Raw genomic sequence first — 13,099 nt, 5'->3', positions numbered from 1 at the left:
GAGCGACTCGTGACCAACAATGGGCCCTGGCGCCACATTTGCACCATGAAGTGAGCACAGGCGGGAGCTGGACTTGGGCGAGGTGACCTTCACGATCCTGGGACCGGTGGGAGTGCGCTGGTCAGATGGGCGGGAGGCCTCGTTGAGCGGCAAGCAGCGCGCCGTGCTGGCCAGCCTGCTGCTCCATGTCAACGTCCTGGTCTCCAAGCAACGGTTGATGGAGGCGCTGTGGGAGGTTCCTCCCGCCTCGGCCGTTTCCAACCTGCAGACCTACATCGCCCAGTTGCGCCGAGCCCTCCCGTCAGGCACCCGGCTTGTCACCAGGGCAGCGGGATACCTCTTCGAGGCGACCTCTGAGGAGGTGGACCTGCTCGCCTTCGAACAGACGGTACGGCTGGCGGAAGCCGAGCATGCCCAGGGAAACGTCTGGGGCGCCGTCCATCAGTACGAGCGAGCGCTCGCGTTATGGCGAGGGAGGCTGGCCGAAGGGACCGAGCTCGCGGGCCCGGCCCTCGCCCGTGCCACCCAGGTGGAAGAGCGGCGCGCGGCCGTACGGCTGCGCTGGGCCGAGATGAAGCTCGGCCTGGGCCGGTCCGCGGAGGTGGTCGAAGCTCTCCGCGCCTTCGTGGCCGAGCAGCCACTGAGCGAACACGCGTGGCGTCTGCTCATGCTGGCCCTTTCGCAGGCCGGGCAGCGTGATGCGGCCCTGGACGCTTACCGGCGCGCCCGCGCGGCGCTCATCGATCAGCTCGGCATCGAGCCCGGCCGGCAGCTTCAGCGGCTCCAGGCCGACATCCTGGCCGACACCGTGATCGTCGAGGAGTCGGATACGTGGCAGCGAATCTGCCAGCTTCCGCCGGCCATCGCGGACTTCGTGGGCAGAGCCGAAGAGCTCGATCATGTGATCACGGCATTGCACCCGGCGGCCGTCCGCACCGCGCCGGCCATCGCCGTACTGACCGGGCCGCCCGGCGTGGGCAAGAGCACCCTGGCCGTGCACGCCGCCCACCGGCTACGCGACCATTTTCGCGACGGTCAGCTCTATCTGAGCCTCAGGACTGGTAACACCGCACGCGAGCCCGCCGTTCTCCTCGCCGACGCGCTGCGCTCGTTGCGGCTGCCGGGGCCGGAGATCCCGGACTCCACCGAAGGCAGGGCGGCGCTTTATCGGTCGCTGCTGGCCGATCGAGCCGTGCTCGTCGTCCTCGACGACGCCCAGGACGAGGGCCAGGTGCGCTGCCTGCTGCCCGGCACGCCGCGCAGCGCCGTTCTGGTCACCAGCCGAGGCCCGCTCTCCACCCTGGCAGGCGCCGCTCGCATACCGCTCGATGTGCCGTCCGAGGTGGCGGGCCGGTCGCTGCTGGAGCGGATCGCCGGAGCGGATCGGGTACGGGCCGAACCCGACGCGGCACGTACGATCGTGCTGGCCTGTGGCCGCCTGCCGTTGGCCATCAGGGTGGCCGGGGCCAGGCTCTCCACGAGGCCGAGCTGGCCGCTGCGGGAGCTCGCCACGCGATTGACAGGCGGCCGCCCGCTGGATGAGCTGGCTTTGGGCGAGCTGGACATCCGGGAAACCTTCGCCGTGAGCTATCGGCTGTTGCCGGACATGCCCCGCCGCGCCTTCCGGCTGATCGGCCTCGCCGGGATCGACAGCGCCGCGGAGTGGATCACGACGGCGCTGCTGGGCGAATCCTCCCGCGAGGCGGACGCGTCGCTGGAAGCGCTCGTCGCGGCCGGCCTGCTGAGCACCGGCGAAGTCGATCAGAGCGGTCAATCGCGTTACCGCATGCACGATCTCCTGCGGAAATTCGCACGTGAGCGCGCGCAGGACGAGGATTCACCTGAGCAACGCGACATGGCGCTGCGACGGCTGGTCGACGAGTGTCTGGCGCGAGTACGTGTAGCGGGTCTGGAATATCCACCACCGGTGGTTCCCTTGATGACGCCGGCGGGTACCAACAAGCCTTCTCAATGGTTGTCCGCGGAGCGGGAGACGCTCTTGACGGTTACCCGGGTCGCGGATTCCGAGGCCGCGGCCGAACTCGCCCTTCGCCTTGCTCCGTTCCTCATCACGAACGGTTTCCAGCCGGACGCCGAATGCCTCCTGCGGAACGTCGCCCAGCGAGCACGCGTCCACGGCACCGCCATGCTCGCGCACCTCGCCCTGGCCGACATCGAGCTGGAACGGCGGCATTTCCAGCCGGCGCGGACCATGTTCCAGACAGCGTTCGACCACTTCGACCTGGGGGATGACGCCCATTCGGCCGCCTACGCGCTCACCGGCCTGGTCGCCTGCGATCTCCTGGCAGCAGAACCCGATCAACGACCGCGAACCAGCATCCGGGAAGTCCTCTCGCGGTTCAAGTCCGCTGACGGCATCGACAATCTGCTCGACAGCCTGATCGCCATTTGCGGAGCACAGCCGCAGGAGCATCAGGAAGTCATTCGCATCTTCCGGCAGGCATTACTTCTTGCCCAGAACCCGCAGTGCCGCGAACCCGTCATGGATTTCCTCCGCACCCTGATCAAGGGAATCACCCTCTTTCGCCAAGACGCCCCGCAAGCGGCCATCGCTCGTTACCAGGACTGCCTTGACCTCACTCACGACCTGGGCTGGGGTCCGGGCGAACGCTATGTGCTACGCAGGCTGGGCGAGGTCTATCACGCCGTCGGAAGACACGATGACGCGGTGAACACCATGCACCAGCTGTCGGCCATGTCGGCGAAGGCAGGCGACATGTACGGCGAGGCGCTGTCCGCCTATTTCCTCGGCGAACTCAGCCTTGAACGCGGGGAGCGGCAGGCGGCGGCGGAGCACTTCGTACGCTGCCACGACCTCATGAACAGACACGGACATCCGACCTGGCCCGCGCGTGCGCGCCATATGATCGACATCGCCCGCGGAGAGCCCTAAATCGCAGGCCGGCGGCGGGACAGGCGGGTGCGGAGCCATCCGAAGACCGAAGGCCCGCCCGCGAAGCACCAGAGCGCTATCACCGGGTCACAGATGGCGCAGCCGAAGGAGGAGTCCGCGGCGAAGGGGAGGATCGGGCTGCCCTGGAGATGGTGCAGTACGTCCCAGGCGGTGTGGAGCAGCCAGCCGATACCGATGAACGTCCAGCTTTCCAGCCCCCGGTAGGCGACGTACCACATGACGACCGGCAGCACGAACTCCCAGTAACCGAGCCCGCCACCGCTGAGATAGGCGGCGCCCGCGCCGGCGACTCCCAGGGCATTCGCGCGGCGCCGGTGCGGCTCGGGGATCAGGGAGACGAGGGAGACGGCGATCAGACCGATCAGGATCGGCATGAGGATGGACATGAAGAGTGATGATCCGTTCTGCGAACATGCGAGGCGAAGTCGAAAGCAGCGCCAGGCTAGATCGGCTCGCCCGCTCGGCCCCATGGGCTGAATCGACAATTTCCAACGGGTTCCCGCCATCCGGCGCGGCCTACGGTGTCCCTATGCACACGGTGGCGGTTCTGGCTCTGGACCATGTGGTGGCGGCCGACATGGCGACCCCGATCGAGGTGTTCGGGCGGGCCCGGCTGGCGGACGGGCGCCGCCCGTACCGGGTCCTGGTCTGTGCGGCGACGCCGCAGGTGGCCAGTGACGCGTTCACGCTCCTCGCCCCGTACGGGCTGGAGGCGCTGCGGGAGGCGGACACGATCGTCGTGCCCGGCTGCTCGGAACAGGCCGCCCCGCCGGACCGGGAAGCACTCGACGCCCTGCGCGCGGCGGCGGCCGCGGGAACCCGGATCGCCTCCATCTGCGCGGGGGCGTTCACCCTCGCCGCGGCCGGGCTGCTCGACGGGCTGAGCGCGACCACGCACTGGATCGCGGCCCATCGGCTTGCCGAGCTGTTCCCACGGGTGGATGTACGGCCGGACGTTCTGTACGTCGACAACGGCCAGATCCTGACCTCGGCCGGCGCCGCGGCCGGCCTGGACCTGTGCCTGCACCTCATCCGGCGGGACTTCGGCTCTGCGATGGCCGCCGACTCGGCCCGGCTGTCGGTGATGCCGCTGGAACGAGAGGGCGGACAGGCGCAGTTCATCACGCACGCTCAGCCGCCGGTGCCCCAGGGCTCGCTGCTGGAGCCCGTACTGGCGTGGATCGAGGACAACCTCGCCCGGGAGGTGACCCTGGCGGAGATGGCCAGGCGCGGCGGGCTCAGCGAGCGGACCTTCAGCCGCCGCTTCCGGGAGCAGACCGGCACCACTCCGCTGCAGTGGCTCCTACGAGCCCGCGTACGCCGGGCGCAGCTCCTGCTGGAGACCACCGACCATGGCGTCGAGCGCGTCGCGACGCAGGCCGGGTTCGGTTCGCCCACCGCCTTCCGGGAGCGGTTCAAGCGCGTCGTCGGCGTCACCCCGCAGGCCTATCGCGCCTCCTTCCGGAGCGCCTAAATCTCTGACCGCCACTCCCTCTGCTCGTCGAAGAACTCGAATCCCATGGCCTCGTTGATGGCCAGCATGTGGGCGTTGGAGACGGCGTTCCATGTGATGACACGCTCGATGCGGGGCTCCCGCTCGCGCAGCCAGAGCAGGTTGCCGATCTTGAGAAGCAGGCCCAGGCGGTGGCCCCGGTGCTCGCGCAGCACGGTCGTGTCCCCCTGATAGCCCCAGCCGCCGGAGCGGTCCTGGTCGACCAGGATGCGCGTGTAGCCGGCGGGGGCGCCGTCGGACGTGCGCCTGGCGATCATGGTGTACGGAATGCGGCCGATGACCGGAAGGGCCTGCTCGCGGTCGCGCACGCGGTCGACGGAGAAGTTCGCGGCCTCGATGTCCGCGTCGCGCGGTGCGTCGTTCATGCCGTCCATCAGCGTGGCCAGATCCTGCAGCGACTCGGGGCCGGCCGGGCCGACCCAGCGCTCCAGGTGGTAGCCGTCCACCTCGGGCCGCATCCGCTCCAGCGCTGCCCAGTCGGCCGTACGCAGGTCGAGCGTGCGGCGGGCTTCCGTGAGCGAGAGCGTCATCCCGCGCGCGGCGGCGAAGCGGGCGCCCGACCCGGTGTCGGGCGTCGCGGCCAGGACCAGCGTCCGACCGCGGGCGCGCAGCCGCTCAAGGGCATGCTCGAACAACGCCGAGCCCAGGCCCCGGCCGCGCCGCTCCGGCCGCACCACGAGGGTGAACAGCCGGCCCACGTGGGTGTTGTCGTCCTCGGGCAGCGCCAGCGCGTACCCGCCGACCACCCTGCCGCCCTCGGCCGCCACCCACGCTTCGGACCGCCCGCCCGCTCCGCCCGTACGGACGACGTAGGAGAACCAGGGCAGGGACGGTACGGGGCCGTGGTCGTCGTCGTTGCCGGCCACGAACGCGTCGTACAGGTCTGTGACCAGGTCGCCCGGCTGGTCGAGATCGATCGGCTGGATCATCCACTGCCCATCTCGCACTGAGCCTCCCCGAAGGCCGGTCCATGTCGCCATCAACCTACAGAACCGGCCTCGCCCGCCGCTGCTGAGATTTCCTGTTGGCTAGTCTTCGTGGTGATGTTGGAATCGGGGTCGATGTCGATGTCTGCCCTGATATGGCATGCGTCAAGTTGGAGGTGATCACGGTGCATCCGGTCTCATGACAGCCCCATCCCGGGGTGTCACGGAGCCGAAAGGTGACCGTATGAGCAAGACCGACAAGACCCGGCCCTGGTGGGTGCGGATCGCCGACGAGCCGATGGTGACCTGTCTGCCCATCCATGATCATCGGTTCGGGCCATGCACGCTCCCGGACGAGATCACCGCTGTCAGCGCGTCCCTGAACCACCGTACAAGCGGCTGTCACTGGCGGGCCAGCGACCACTACTGGTTCGACTGCGGTGGTGGCGAAGGCGGCCGGGAGTGGTACTTCTTCCGGCGCGAAGGACGTCGCCGCAGCCGTCGCCAGGCGCGCCGCGAACTGCGCGCCTATCACGGCGAAGACTGACGGAAAGCGGAGGGCTGGGTGTCCGGCCCTCCGCTCGCATTTCTGCGGCCGCGGTACTGGCGCCACAGATCCGGACATTCCGCACCGTGGGGACCTCGCCGGCTGAGCTCCCGGAACTCAGCGCTCAGACCGGGTAACGAGCCGTTCGATGGTGTGGAGCTCCTGGTCGATTTTCGCGAGAGCGGCGCGGCGGGTCTCCGGTCCGCTCGGGCCGGGCGCCGGAGCCTGCCCGCGCCGGTGTTCAAGGTGTGCCAGCAGGGTCTCGTCGCCCAGGCGGCGGGCGGCGAAGGCGATGACGACGGTGGCGGATTGCATGACGCACCAGCCCGGGCGGAGCCTGGCGTCCATCGCGTCCTCGCGGCCGGCGGTGTCCCGCACCAGCAGGCTCAGGAACTCGCCGCGCTGCTCGATGACGCGCACCTGGGCGACATCGGGTTCGTAGCGGGGGGTGGAGTGTTCCAGGTCCGCGATGAGCTGCCACACCGCCTCGAAGGGGGCGGCGATGTGGCGCTGCCCAACAGCGGCGCCGGGCAAGGCGGCCGCGAGAATGGCCAGGCGGTCGATCGGGTCGATATCGGGGTGCGCGCCGGGATCGTTCATGATTCCCACACCTCCCGGAACGCGGCCCTGGCCCGATGCAGCCGGGATTTCACGGTTCCTGCGGGGATCCCCAGAGTGGTGGCGATCTCTTCTTCGCTGAGGCCTTCCCGGGTACGCAAGACCAGCACGACGCGCTGGGAGATCGGCAGACGCGCCAGGGCGTCGTCGATGTCCACCAGCCCTTCCTGAGAGGGGGCGTGGCGGCCCGTAAGCGTTGCCTCCGCTGTCGCGTCCGTGGGGGCCTCCATGTCTTGCCGGCGGGCGAGCCGGATCGCCGTCCTGACGGTGACCGACCGTGCCCAGGTCAGGATCGCCTCAGGAGCCTGCAGCGAAGGCAGGCCCCGGAAGATCGCCAGCAGGGCCTCCTGCGTCGCGTCGTCGGCCGCCGCCGGGGCGATCCGTGCGCACAATCGGCGGACGTACGGGGCCAGTTCATCGAGAAGCCGGTCCAACGCGAGCGCGTCCCCCTGCTGAGCGGCGACGACGAGCTCGGGGTCCACGCCAGGAAGATTACAAGAACGAGTGATTACGAGAAGATCGGCTGGAACCTTTCGCGGGTTCCCCGCCACTTTCCAATCAGGAGGACATCACGCGGAGAGGACCATCTTGTGAAACCAGATCTGCACATCGTCGGCGCCGGCCTGACCGGGCTCACCGCCGCCATCGAGGCGGCCGAGCACGGCCGGCGGGTGACGGTCGCCGAGGCGCATTCCCGGCCGGGCGGGCGGGCACGCACGCTGGCCAACCCCTACCGGGCCAACCTCGGCACGCACGCGGTCTACGTGGACGGGCCGTGGTGGGCGTGGCTGGAGCGCCGCGACCTCACCCCGCCCATCGTGGGAGCGCCGCGCCATGTCGGCCTCGTCCGGGCCGGAGGCCGGCTCGGCCCGTGGCCGGCCGAACTCAGCCAGGCCATCGCCGCGCTACCCGCCGAGGCCCCAGCAGATGAAGCGTTTCGTGTCTGGCTGCTCCGGTACGTCGACGCCAAGACGGCTGAGGCCATCATCGGAGTCGCCTTCATCTTCACCTTCGACCACGACCCCGGGCGGCTTTCGGCCGCCTTCGCTCACCAGCGCCTGCGACGGGCGCTGGCCGGATACGTCCGGTACGTGACCGGAGGTTGGTCCACCCTGGTCGATCTTCTGGCCGAGCGAGCCGCCGACCTCGGGGTGCGGATACGGACTCACACGCGGGTATCCGCCCTGCCCGCAGGCCCGACGATCCTGGCCACCAGCCTGGCCACCGCGCGTCAGCTGACCGGCGACCAATCGCTCACCTGGCCCAGTGCCCGCGTGGCAACAATCGACCTGGGCCTGCGGGCCGACGACGGACCGGACTGGTTCCGGGTCATGGACCTCGACGACCGGATCTACGTCGCCCGCTACAGCCTCGCCGACCTCACCTTGGCCCCGCCCGGGCACGAACTCATCCAGATCTCCGCCGCATGCGCCCCGGGCGAGCGGAAAGCCGATGCCGAACGCCGGGTGCGGCACCTTCTCGACGAGTCCTGGCCCGGCTGGCGCGCCAGGGTGCAGTGGTACCGCAGCGCCCTGCGTACGGACTGCACAGGAGCCCTCGACCTGCCCGGGACGACCTGGCACGACCGCCCGGCCATCAGCCGCGGCGACACCCTCACCGTCGCCACAGACCAATCCGCCGCGCCCGGACTGCTGGCCGAGGTCGGAATCGCCGCCGCGCAACTCGCCCTCCAGCAGCTCGGCGAAACCCCCAGGCCCGCCAAGGCCCTCACCCGAGCCTGATACTCGCCACGATCGAGGCCGATCCCAGTGGCCAGGGTCGGCTGCGCGATTCCGGTTCCGGTGTTGCGGCTCGGCGTACTTCCTCGGCAGTGCGAAGCCGCGCGTCTCCCTGTGTCGGCGCGGCTGCTCCAGGTGCGGGAAACTGGAGGGATGACCACCGAGAACGGCCGTCCCGGTCCGCCCGTGACCAGTGTCTCCGTCGTGCTGCTGACTCTGGCGCGCCGGATCGAGGCCGAGCTCAACGCCGCTCTGGCCGCGCTCGACCTCACGGTCAGCAAGCTCGGGCTGCTGGGTCACATCGCCGGTGTGCCCGGGGTGTCGTTCAGCGATCTGGCGCGGATGTCGGGGACCACGGTGCAGAGCGCGCACAGCGCGGTGAAGGCGCTGGCCGCCGCTGGGCTCGTGAGTGACAGTGTCGCCCGCGCCGGTTCCGCCTCGACAATCGAGCTCACGCCTGAGGGTGCGCGCCTCCTCGAGGCGGCCAAAGAGGCGGTGGCCGGAGTCGATGAGCACCTGTTCGGCCCCGAGTCCGACCCGATCCAGCGGCAGATCGCCGACGCCGTCCGAGCCGCCTTCGAGGCCCGCTGATTGTTTTCGAGGGTCACCGGCTGCACCGAGCGTCGCTGACTGCTTCGAGGCTCGCCGGCCGCCTCAAGCGTCGCTGACTCCGTCGAGCGCTGCCGGCTGCCGGTTCGCGCGTCGGCTGATCGCGCGGCTCAGTGGCACATCTCGCTCACACGACCTTCAGTCTCACTGAAGCTTTCGTGTTAGCCTTCAGGCTACCTGAAGGCTATGAGGGAGCATCCATGGAAGGTCTGTTGCTGTCGATACACGTACTCGCCGGCATCGTGTTCGTCGGCGGATCGGCCATCGCGGCCAGCCTGTTTCCCCGCTACGCACCCGTCGCCGCCGAGGTTGCCGTGGGTTCGGCGGCCGTCGACGCGCCGACGCCGGTCCCAACTGAGCGGAATCGGGCCGTGGCCGTCGCGCTGCACCGGGTCACCCGGGGCTACGGCCTGTTCGGCATCGTCGTGCCGGTGGTCGGGATCGCCGCGGCCATGGTCCAGGGCCGGATCGGCGAGATCTGGATCACCGTCTCCATGATCCTCACCGCGGTGGCGGGTGGCCTGCTGGCCCTGCAGATCTACCCCCGGCAAAGCGAAGCGCTCGCCACCCCCGACGGTGGCGAGCGACTGCGCAAGCTCTCCATGCTCGCCGGGATCTACAACCTGCTGTGGGCGACCGTCGTCGTGCTGATGATCGTCCGTCCCGGCTCGGCCACGGCATGACCCTCCTGCGTACGTTGCGGCTCGCCGCGGCCGCCCTCCCGCCGGGCGTCCGCCGGCGCGCCGTCATTCCGGGCGTCGGTGGACTGCTGGTCGTACGGCGGATGCGAAACCATTCCCCTGAGGCCCGGTAAGGAGCCGTGCCTCGAAAGGCGCGAGCGTGACCGCGTCGGTCGGCTGGTCTCGCTCGTCGACGATCGCGTGCGAGGACCAAAGCGTGCTCGTGGATCCGGGAAATGCGATTCTCTGGTCACGGTCGGAAAGGTTCACCGCCACGAGAACCGCGTCTTCGCCGTCACCCCGGCGATAGACGAGATGGTCCGGGTGGGCGGACAACACGCTGATACCGCCTTCGCGCATTACGGCCAGCTCTTTCCGGAGCGACAGGAGTTCTTTGACGAGGGAGAGGACCGAGCCGGGGTCGAATTCCTGGCTCTCGACGCTGAGCTCTCCCGCCCACGAAGGTATGGGCAGCCAGGTCTCGACGTCATCGGGACTGAATCCGGCGTGCGCCGGCTTCTCCTGCCACGGCATGGGCATCCGCTGCGGGTCGCGGCCGAGGCCGAGACCGGGCGCGCGTAGTTCGGCGCAGTCGCGGGCGTGCTCGCCGTCGACGGGGGAATCGGGGAGGCCGAGTTCGTCGCCGTAATAGAGCGTCGGCGTTCCCTTGAGGGTGAGCAGCAGGGTCAGTGCGCCGGGTACGCGTTCCGTTCCGATTCGGCTGGCCAGACGAGAGCGGTCGTGATTGCTCAGCACCCAGTTGGGGTGCGAGCCGGCCGGGAGCGCGGCGTAATAGCGCTCAATGAGCTCTGCCAGGTCGACGCCGTTCCAGGGGGTGTCGATGAGGGAGAAGTTCATCGCGATGTCCAGCCCTCGCGACCCGAGCGCGGCGACGCGTTCGAGTTTGAGATGGAGCTCACCCATCAGCATCCGGTCGGCATAGTCCTCGGTGACCGTGTGCATCTCCGCGAGGAGGCCCGGAAGTTCGGGTTGGTCGGCGGTGTACTTCTGAATCTGCCGCACCGTCGTGTGGGCCGCCGCGCCGCCGATCTCGAACGACTCGCTGCCGTCATCCATCGGATTGTCGCGAAGGCGCGCGTCCTTGATGAGCCGCCACACCGCGTCCACGCGGAACCCGTCGACCCCACGGTCGAGCCAGAATCTCATCACGTCGAACATCGCGTTCTTGACGTCCGGGTTGCGCCAGTTCAGGCTCGGCTGCTCCGGCAGATGCGCGTGGTAGTAGTACTGGCCGGTCGGCTCGTGGAAGGTCCAGGAGGAGCCGCCGAACGCGGAGGCCCAGTTGCTGGGCGGGCCGCCGTCCGGCTTCGGGTCGTGCCAGAGATACCAGTCCCGGTGCGCGCTGTCGCGGCTCGACAGGGCGTCACGGAACCATGGATGCTCGCTGGAGGTGTGCTGGGGCACGTAGTCGAGTACGACCCGCAGTCCTCGATCGTGCGCCCCCCGGACGATCCGCTCGAAGGTCGCCAGATCGCCGAACACCGCCCCGACCTCCGTGTATCCGGACACGTCGTAGCCGAAGTCCAGCAGCGGCGAAGCGTAGATCGGGCTCAGCCAGATCGCGGTCACGCCGAGTGCCGCGATGTAGTCGAGGCGCCGCTCCACGCCCCGCAGATCGCCGAACCCGTCCCCGTCACCGTCCTGGAACGACGGCACGTACACCTGGTAGAAGGCCCCTTCGCGCCACCACTGTCCTGGTTCCCGGGTGGTCATCCCTTCACCGCCCCTGCGGTGAGGCCGGAGACGATCTTCTTCTGGAAGACCAGCACCAGGAGGACGAGCGGGATGGAGATGATCACGGACGCGGCGCTGATCGTGCCGAGCGGCTGTTCGTACTCACTCGCGCCCGTGAAGAACGCGATGGCGACCGGAACCGTGCGCGCCTCGGGGCTGTAGGTCAGCGTGGCCGCGAGCAGGAACTCGTTCCAGGCGAAGATGAAGGCGAGGATTCCCACGGTGGCGATGCCGGGGGCGGCGAGCGGCAGGATGACCTTGTAGTACGCCTGGAATGGAGAGGTGCCGTCGATGTAGGCCGCCTCTTCGAGTTCCACGGGGATCTCTTTGAAGAAGGACACGAGGGTGTAGATCGACAGCGGCAGCGTGAACGTCAGGTAGGGGATGATCAGCCCGACGAGCGTGTTGTAGAGCCCCAGATCGTTCCACAGGGCGAACATCGGCGCGGCGATCGCGATGCCCGGGAAAGTCGTCACCGAGAGCACGATGCTCAGGATGAGGAACTTACCGCGCATCCTGAGCCGGGCAAGGGGATAGGCGGCGAACGACGCGACGGCGAGCGCGAGGATGGTCGTCGTCGACGCCACGATGACGGAATTGACCAGGGCGCCCAGGAAATGGCTGTCGCCGAGGATCGCCAGGTAATTCCCGAGAGTTGGGTGGGGCGGGGTGAGACTCGCCGTGGAGAGATCGGGGCCCGATTTCAACGAGGTGTTGATCAGCCAATAGAGCGGCACGAGCGAGAAGATCATGACGACGATGACGGCACACCAGAACAGCGGATTGTGCTCCGCTCCGCGCCGTCGGGGCTTGCGCCGGGTTGATGGCCGCCGGCGGGTGTCCGGCTTGGTCATCGCGAGCCTCCCTTGGCGACCGAACGGATGTTGCCGCCGGCGAAGCGGATATAGATGAAGGACACGAGCATGACGATGGCGAAGGTGAGGATCGACACCGCGGATCCTTCGCCGATCAGCTGGTTGCCGCGCAAGGTCTGATAGGCCAGTACGGACATCGTCTCCGTGCCATAAGCGCCACGCGTCAGCACGAACGGCAGGTCGAAAACGCGCAGTGCGTCGAGGGTCCGGAAAATCATCGCCAGTGCGATCGCCGGCCAGAGCAGCGGCAGCGTGATGCTCAGGAAGTGCCGGAATGCGCCGGCGCCGTCGATCTGCGAGGCCTCGCGCAGATCCGCGGGAATGACCTGGAGCCCGGCGAGCACGAGAAGCGCGACGAAGGGCGCCGTCTTCCAGACGTCCGCCAGGATCACCACCGCCATCGCGTATCCGCTCTGACCCAGCCAGACCACGCCGGAGTCGGTGGCGCCGAGGGAGCTGAGCAAGGTGGACACGAGACCCAGGTCCGGGTCGAAGATGGTCCGCCAGGTAATGGCGCTCACGACGGTCAGAATCGCGTACGGCAGCAACACGATGCTGCGCAGCAGCGTCCTGAACCGGAACGCGACGTTCAGCATGAGCGCCAGTCCGATGCCGATGGCCAGCTCAAGCGGAACCGAGATTAGCGTGAAAAGGAAGGTGTTGCCGACGGCTTTCCACCACGTCGGCGAGGTGAGCTGCTCAATGTAGTTTCCGAGGCCGACGGACCGGGAGAGCCCGGGGGTGATGACGCTGTACTGGTGCAGCGAAAGCCAGATCGCGTAGAGCACGGGATAGCCGGCGACGCCGGCCATGAGGATGAGGGCGGGCGCGACCATACGCCCTGCGAGGCGCCTCTCGTTGGATTCGGAGAGGTGCCTCGAGGATCGGGAGAACAGCATCGC

Annotated in this window: 13 protein-coding genes; 6 read left to right on the top strand and 7 right to left on the bottom strand. The window is 68.6% G+C overall.

Translation table 11 applies throughout. The features are described from left to right. The first annotated feature begins 82 nt into the window (after positions 1-82). Positions 83-2,914: a BTAD domain-containing putative transcriptional regulator gene (locus ACQP2T_RS42585; RefSeq protein ID WP_433519906.1), complete on the top strand. Its 2,832-nt coding sequence runs from the start codon at positions 83-85 to the stop codon at positions 2,912-2,914. Here ACQP2T_RS42585 and ACQP2T_RS42580 read toward each other — a convergent pair. Continuing rightward, positions 2,911-3,321 carry a DUF6010 family protein gene (locus ACQP2T_RS42580; protein WP_433510523.1) on the bottom strand — a complete coding sequence of 137 codons (411 nt, stop codon included), beginning with the start codon at positions 3,319-3,321 and terminating at the stop codon, positions 2,911-2,913. The two genes, ACQP2T_RS42585 and ACQP2T_RS42580, sit on opposite strands and share 4 nt — an antisense overlap. 143 nt (positions 3,322-3,464) lie before the next feature. On the opposite strand from ACQP2T_RS42580, the gene ACQP2T_RS42575 reads away from it, so the two are divergent. Continuing rightward, positions 3,465-4,409, top strand: coding sequence for a GlxA family transcriptional regulator (locus tag ACQP2T_RS42575; RefSeq protein WP_433510522.1), 945 nt, complete (start codon positions 3,465-3,467; stop codon positions 4,407-4,409). Here ACQP2T_RS42575 and ACQP2T_RS42570 read toward each other — a convergent pair. Further along, positions 4,406-5,395 carry a GNAT family N-acetyltransferase gene (locus ACQP2T_RS42570; RefSeq protein ID WP_433510521.1) on the bottom strand — a complete coding sequence of 330 codons (990 nt, stop codon included), beginning with the start codon at positions 5,393-5,395 and terminating at the stop codon, positions 4,406-4,408. The genes ACQP2T_RS42575 and ACQP2T_RS42570 overlap by 4 nt on opposite strands. 223 nt (positions 5,396-5,618) lie before the next feature. Here ACQP2T_RS42570 and ACQP2T_RS42565 point away from each other — a divergent pair, with 223 nt between their 5' ends. Further along, entirely contained in the window at positions 5,619-5,921 is a 303-nt protein-coding gene (locus ACQP2T_RS42565; protein ID WP_433510520.1) for a hypothetical protein, read from the top strand. Between the two features lie 117 nt (positions 5,922-6,038). Here ACQP2T_RS42565 and ACQP2T_RS42560 read toward each other — a convergent pair whose 3' ends face one another. Continuing rightward, positions 6,039-6,521: a hypothetical protein gene (locus ACQP2T_RS42560; RefSeq protein ID WP_433510519.1), complete on the bottom strand. Its 483-nt coding sequence runs from the start codon at positions 6,519-6,521 to the stop codon at positions 6,039-6,041. Next, entirely contained in the window at positions 6,518-7,021 is a 504-nt protein-coding gene (locus tag ACQP2T_RS42555; protein ID WP_433510518.1) for an RNA polymerase sigma factor, read from the bottom strand. Before ACQP2T_RS42555 ends, ACQP2T_RS42560 begins: the two co-directional genes overlap by 4 nt. Before the next feature lie 108 nt (positions 7,022-7,129). Here ACQP2T_RS42555 and ACQP2T_RS42550 point away from each other — a divergent pair, with 108 nt between their 5' ends. From ACQP2T_RS42550 to ACQP2T_RS42540, 3 genes are all read left to right on the top strand, one after another. Next, on the top strand, positions 7,130-8,281 hold the full coding sequence (locus ACQP2T_RS42550) for a phytoene desaturase family protein (RefSeq protein ID WP_433510517.1): 1,152 nt from the start codon (positions 7,130-7,132) through the stop codon (positions 8,279-8,281). A 150-nt stretch (positions 8,282-8,431) separates the two neighbouring features. After that, positions 8,432-8,869 carry a MarR family winged helix-turn-helix transcriptional regulator gene (locus ACQP2T_RS42545; protein WP_433510516.1) on the top strand — a complete coding sequence of 146 codons (438 nt, stop codon included), beginning with the start codon at positions 8,432-8,434 and terminating at the stop codon, positions 8,867-8,869. Positions 8,870-9,087: 218 nt separating this feature from the next. Beyond that, the gene (locus ACQP2T_RS42540; RefSeq protein ID WP_433510515.1) at positions 9,088-9,570 is read left to right on the top strand and encodes a hypothetical protein; all 483 of its coding nucleotides are present in this window, start codon (positions 9,088-9,090) and stop codon (positions 9,568-9,570) included. Positions 9,571-9,633: 63 nt separating this feature from the next. On the opposite strand, the gene ACQP2T_RS42535 is transcribed toward ACQP2T_RS42540, so the two are convergent. The 3 genes from ACQP2T_RS42535 to ACQP2T_RS42525 are packed head-to-tail and all read right to left on the bottom strand — an operon-like array spanning position 9,634 to position 13,033. Next, positions 9,634-11,301 carry an alpha-amylase family glycosyl hydrolase gene (locus ACQP2T_RS42535; RefSeq protein WP_433510514.1) on the bottom strand — a complete coding sequence of 556 codons (1,668 nt, stop codon included), beginning with the start codon at positions 11,299-11,301 and terminating at the stop codon, positions 9,634-9,636. Then, a complete protein-coding gene (locus ACQP2T_RS42530; protein WP_433510513.1) occupies positions 11,298-12,176 on the bottom strand; it encodes a carbohydrate ABC transporter permease in 879 nt (292 codons plus the stop codon). The genes ACQP2T_RS42535 and ACQP2T_RS42530 overlap by 4 nt, the downstream gene beginning before the upstream one ends. Next, positions 12,173-13,033, bottom strand: coding sequence for a carbohydrate ABC transporter permease (locus ACQP2T_RS42525; protein ID WP_433510512.1), 861 nt, complete (start codon positions 13,031-13,033; stop codon positions 12,173-12,175). The genes ACQP2T_RS42530 and ACQP2T_RS42525 overlap by 4 nt, the downstream gene beginning before the upstream one ends. Between the last annotated feature and the right edge of the window lie 66 nt (positions 13,034-13,099).

Source organism: Nonomuraea sp. CA-143628, from assembly GCF_050942315.1.
GTDB lineage: Bacteria > Actinomycetota > Actinomycetes > Streptosporangiales > Streptosporangiaceae > Nonomuraea.
This window is presented reverse-complemented; position numbering and strand designations above follow the sequence as displayed.

Coding starts and splice junctions, on each gene's coding strand:
- ACQP2T_RS42580 (WP_433510523.1), bottom strand. CDS start 3,321: ATGTCCATCCTCATGCCGATCCTGATCGGTCTGATCGCCGTCTCCCTC.
- ACQP2T_RS42575 (WP_433510522.1), top strand. CDS start 3,465: ATGCACACGGTGGCGGTTCTGGCTCTGGACCATGTGGTGGCGGCCGAC.
- ACQP2T_RS42560 (WP_433510519.1), bottom strand. CDS start 6,521: ATGAACGATCCCGGCGCGCACCCCGATATCGACCCGATCGACCGCCTG.
- ACQP2T_RS42535 (WP_433510514.1), bottom strand. CDS start 11,301: ATGACCACCCGGGAACCAGGACAGTGGTGGCGCGAAGGGGCCTTCTAC.
- ACQP2T_RS42565 (WP_433510520.1), top strand. CDS start 5,619: ATGAGCAAGACCGACAAGACCCGGCCCTGGTGGGTGCGGATCGCCGAC.
- ACQP2T_RS42530 (WP_433510513.1), bottom strand. CDS start 12,176: ATGACCAAGCCGGACACCCGCCGGCGGCCATCAACCCGGCGCAAGCCC.
- ACQP2T_RS42525 (WP_433510512.1), bottom strand. CDS start 13,033: ATGGTCGCGCCCGCCCTCATCCTCATGGCCGGCGTCGCCGGCTATCCC.
- ACQP2T_RS42545 (WP_433510516.1), top strand. CDS start 8,432: ATGACCACCGAGAACGGCCGTCCCGGTCCGCCCGTGACCAGTGTCTCC.
- ACQP2T_RS42540 (WP_433510515.1), top strand. CDS start 9,088: ATGGAAGGTCTGTTGCTGTCGATACACGTACTCGCCGGCATCGTGTTC.